4 protein-coding genes are annotated in these 3,449 nt (G+C 62.6%); 1 reads left to right on the top strand and 3 read right to left on the bottom strand.

The window, feature by feature from the left end; translation table 11 throughout:
* Positions 1 to 300, bottom strand: a 300-nt coding sequence (locus VK804_RS16500) for an AMP-binding protein (RefSeq protein ID WP_325372103.1), incomplete at its 3' end; no start/stop codon positions are given.
* A gap of 89 nt (positions 301 to 389) precedes the next feature.
* On the opposite strand from VK804_RS16500, the gene VK804_RS16495 reads away from it, so the two are divergent.
* A protein-coding gene (locus VK804_RS16495) for an IS630 family transposase (RefSeq protein WP_325372105.1) occupies positions 390 to 1,540 on the top strand; the annotation gives its coding sequence in 2 pieces (ribosomal slippage) (positions 390 to 852 and positions 852 to 1,540; 1,152 coding nt in all).
* A 5-nt stretch (positions 1,541 to 1,545) separates the two neighbouring features.
* Here VK804_RS16495 and VK804_RS16490 read toward each other — a convergent pair.
* Both VK804_RS16490 and VK804_RS16485 read right to left on the bottom strand, forming a co-directional pair.
* Positions 1,546 to 2,229 carry a glycosyltransferase family 2 protein gene (locus tag VK804_RS16490; protein WP_325372101.1) on the bottom strand — a complete coding sequence of 228 codons (684 nt, stop codon included), beginning with the start codon at positions 2,227 to 2,229 and terminating at the stop codon, positions 1,546 to 1,548.
* A 122-nt stretch (positions 2,230 to 2,351) separates the two neighbouring features.
* A partial coding sequence (locus VK804_RS16485) for a glycosyltransferase family 39 protein (protein WP_325372099.1) occupies positions 2,352 to 3,449 on the bottom strand: 1,098 nt, incomplete at its 5' end.

Here is a 3,449-nt window from a genome sequence, read left to right as displayed (position 1 = left end):
GCCAACCTCGGCTGCACGAAAGCGCGTGTTGATATGGACGGCTAGCGCGCCAAGCCGAGCGCAAGCGAAGATGGCAGCCAGATAGTCGGCGCCGTTCGGCAACCAAAGCGCGACGCGGGAGCCGGCGCCGATGCCGGCCTTACGTAGCCCGCCCGCCACGCGCAGGACGCGGTCCTGCAAAGCGTGCCGAGTCAGCGTCGACGTAGCGTCGGTCACTGCCGACGCTGAAGCGTTCCTTTGCGACCATGTTAGCAAGGCTGGGAGCGTGTCCGGATATCCAGCGCCATACGTTTTTCGCATCAGCACCTTCTGGTACTAGTCGCCCGCTTCAACTAATTTGAAAGGAATAGATGATTCGCTTCGGTCGCGATTTGGCGACGGAGGCGGGCATGGCGGGAAAGGACATTTCGGTAAAGAAGTATGTAGTGCGGTTGAGCGCGGGGGAACGCGAGCATTTGCAAGCGCTGATCCGCAAAGGAAAGAGCCCGGCGAAGCGGCTGTTGAAGGCGCGCATTCTGTTGAAGGCCGATGTCTCGGAGGCCGGCGAAGGCTGGAGCGACAGCCGGATCATCCAGGCCTTGGACACCAGTGCGTCCATGATCTACCGGGTACGCAAGCAACTGGTGGAAGAGGGCTTCGAAGCGGTGTTGAGCCGCAAGCGGCGCATGACACCGCCCGTCGCTGCGATTTTCGACGGCGAGAAGGAAGCCAAGCTGATCGCCCTGGCGTGCTCCGAGCCGCCGAAGGGGCGCGCCCGCTGGACGTTGCGCCTGCTGGAGAGCAAGGTCGTGGAACTCGGCATTGTCGAGCGCGCAAGCGACTCAACGATAGGACGCACACTCAAAAAAACTGTCTCAAGCCGCATCGCAGGCAATGCTGGGTCATCCCGCCGAAGGCCAACAGCGCCTTCGTAGCCGCCATGGAAGATGTGCTGGCCGTCTACACTCGGCCGCACAATGCCGATTACCCGCTGGTGTGCCTGGACGAGACCTCGAAGCAACTCATTGCCGAGACGCGCACGCCAATCCCGATGAAACGAGGACGTGCAGCCCGCATCGACTACGAGTACGAGCGCAACGGCACCGCCAACCTGTTCATGCTGTTCGCGCCGCTCGAAGGCTGGCGCCACGTCGAGGTGACGGACCGCCACACCGCCGTCGACTACGCTCACGTCTTGAAAGATCTGGCCGATCGCCACTTCCCGTACGCCAAGACCATCGTGCTGGTCCAGGACAATCTCAACATCCACAGCAGGGCGTCACTCTACGAAGCCTTTCCGGCCGCCGAAGCCAGACGGCTGGTCGAGCGCTTCGAATGGCACTACACGCCTAAGCACGGCAGTTGGCTCGATCTCGCGGAATCCGAACTCGGTGTCCTCTCCGCTCAGTGTCTCGATCGCCGCATCCCAGACAAACAGACCCTCATCGAGGAAATCGCCGCTTGGGAACACGACCGAAATGCCAATCACACAAAGGCAGACTGGCAATTCACAACCCAATCCGCTCGAGTCAAACTCAAGTACCTATACCCTTCGATCTAGCTGAATCAGCCGACTAGCCCGATCATCCGCGCGAGCGGATAGTTGCTGGCGCCGGTGGTGCGCGCGGCGCGATCGTATTGGATCGGCAATTGGCGCAGCCCGATCCAGCTCACCATGCCGCGGATGAAGCGATGCTGCTCCGGCATCGAATTGAGAATGTCGAGCACGCGCCGGGTCATCAGCCGGAAATCGCCGGCATCGGCCGGCAGGTCGGCATGGCCGATGCGCTGCATCAGCCGATAGAACAAAGCCGCAGTGCCGCGCTTGAGCATGGTCTCGCCCTCGCGCTGGCGGCGCACGCCATAGACGACATCGGCTTCGGCGCTGTCCATCAGGCGCCACATGTCGGCAAGGAGTTCCGGTGGGTCCTGCAAATCGGCGTCGATCATCAGGATACGCTCGCCCCGGCAGGTGTAAAGGCCGGCAGTGATCGCAAGCTGATGGCCGTGGCGGCGGGCGAGATTGACGGCGACGACATGCGGATCGCGCCGCACCAGGTCGGTCATGATCGCCCAGGTGCGATCGCTCGAGCCGTCGTTGAGGAGGACGAATTCGTAGTCGGAACCGGCGGTCGCCTGCGCCGCCACAGTCATGCGGCGATAGAACTCCTCGAGCCCCGCTTCCTCGTTATAGCAGGGCGCGACGATGGAAAGCCGCGGACTGACGCGCGCATCCAAAACCACCGGCATCCACCTCCTCTGCCCAGCCCTTCGCCGGCCGCCTTGGCGTTACATCCTCCACAGGCGGAGTCAATGGGAGCGACCTCAAGCGCAAATCCATCGCGCGCGCGACGGGTTAACACGCGATCTTGTTAAGGCGGATCAAGCGGCGGGCCGATCGGGCCGGTCAGCCGGTAGATGTCATAATCCTGCAGCAGAACGCCATGTCGGCTGCGGGTCAGGTGGTCGACAAGCTCGACCTTGCTGAAGCGCTTTTGCAGCGTCGGAATGTCGGCGCAGGGAACCGTGCAGGTATACATGATCGGGCCGTCGAACAGCGCCGGGTCCGGCTCGGGGGCATTCACATAGCGCATGCGCAGATTGATCTGCTCCACGGGCGCATGCGAGGGCAGGTAAAAGGACAGCCAGCCCGCGAGGCCATAATCGTAGACAAGGATAATGGGCGCGCCCATGCGTTTGCGCGCCTCGTCCATCTGCACACCGAGCTCCTTCCAGCCGGCGCCCAATTTCGACGCGGTGGGATCCTCCATGCCGAGCGGAGCGATTCCGAACACGCCCTGCGCATAGATGACCGCGGCAATCCCAAGTCCGACCGGCACGGCGAGCCGCTGTGAGATCCTCTCGACCGTGGCCCAGACGCCTTCCCATTTGATCCGCTCGACCGCGACGGCGGCCGCAATGACGAAGGGCACGAAGATCGGCTCGGGCCAATTGCCTTCGACGCGGCCGTGGAAAGTGTGCCAGACGAAATAGAGAAGGATCGGCCAGATCATCGCGTTGATCAGCACGCGCGCGCTGAACGAACCGCCCTGCCCGCGCAACAGACCGACGAGGCCCATGGCGCCCAGCACAAATACGAATGGTGTCGCCATGCCGATCTGCGCGGCGAGAAATTCGCCGAAATAGCGCAGCGACCATTCGTGCACGACCAGACGATTGTACTGGTAGAGCACCGAGGTCCAATGGTGCTGCGCATTCCAGATCAGCGTCGGCGAAAATACGGCAAGCGCGATGACGCCGGAAATCCACGGCCAGGGCGTCACGAGCCATTTGCGCTGCTCTGGCACCAGCAACAGCCAAATCAGGATGCTCGGGGCGAAAAAGATCGTGGTGTATTTGGAGAACATGCCGACGCCGAAGGCGAGCCCGATGGCGAGCCACCAGGCGCCGCGGCCGGTCTGACGGAGCTTGGCGAGCGCGAGCAGGAGAAATGTCGTGGCGATCACGAC

This window comes from Bradyrhizobium sp., assembly GCF_035484855.1.
Lineage (GTDB): Bacteria > Pseudomonadota > Alphaproteobacteria > Rhizobiales > Xanthobacteraceae > Bradyrhizobium.
This window is presented reverse-complemented; position numbering and strand designations above follow the sequence as displayed.